Genomic DNA, 561 nt, shown 5'->3' with positions numbered 1-561 from the left:
CTTCGGAATGCGCGGTAGAACCGCAGCTTGCTTCTTGCTCGTTTTGCTTGGCATACATGTTCCTTTCAGGTTGCATGTTATGCCTCAAACACAAAATTTATGACAGGCTCCTTTCTGTTTGTCCAGTTTCGTTGTCATAGCTTTGTTGCTTGCGTTGTATAGTTCGATCAGCAAGTCTCTTTGCATCTTCCGCTGCTTGTTTCTCAGCTCTTCTGATAGCGACATATTCTTTTTTCCTATTCTCGATTTCTTCGACTTCTACCAATCGGTCCGGCTCAATCCCTCGCTTCATCATCCCCAGCCCCTTGCGCCCCACATGGGAGCTCGGAGCCGCGTCCAGCCCGCGCGCTTCATTACTCAGATGAGAAACAGGCGGAATGCCTTTCGGCTCCAGCCTGGAATTGAGGGCATCCGCCCAACTCTTCCTGATTTCCTGGATGACGGTTTTTCGTTAGTGCAACATTGTTTCTGTAAATTCCGAACCCGGCCTGGCGAACGGGTTTGCAAGTAAAAATCCTTGAGGGTTATTCTAACCACAACCCCGAAGGAGAAGCACCATGG

At 49.6% G+C, this 561-nt stretch carries 1 protein-coding gene; it reads right to left on the bottom strand.

The window, feature by feature from the left end; all coding sequences use genetic code 11:
• Positions 1–97 precede the first annotated feature (97 nt).
• On the bottom strand, positions 98–430 hold the full coding sequence (locus tag ACKTSJ_RS11185; protein ID WP_407900251.1) for a hypothetical protein: 333 nt from the start codon (positions 428–430) through the stop codon (positions 98–100).
• Positions 431–561 lie beyond the last annotated feature (131 nt).

Source organism: Ferrigenium sp. UT5 (genome assembly GCF_045866295.1).
In the GTDB taxonomy this organism is placed as follows: domain Bacteria; phylum Pseudomonadota; class Gammaproteobacteria; order Burkholderiales; family Gallionellaceae; genus Sideroxyarcus.
This window is presented reverse-complemented; position numbering and strand designations above follow the sequence as displayed.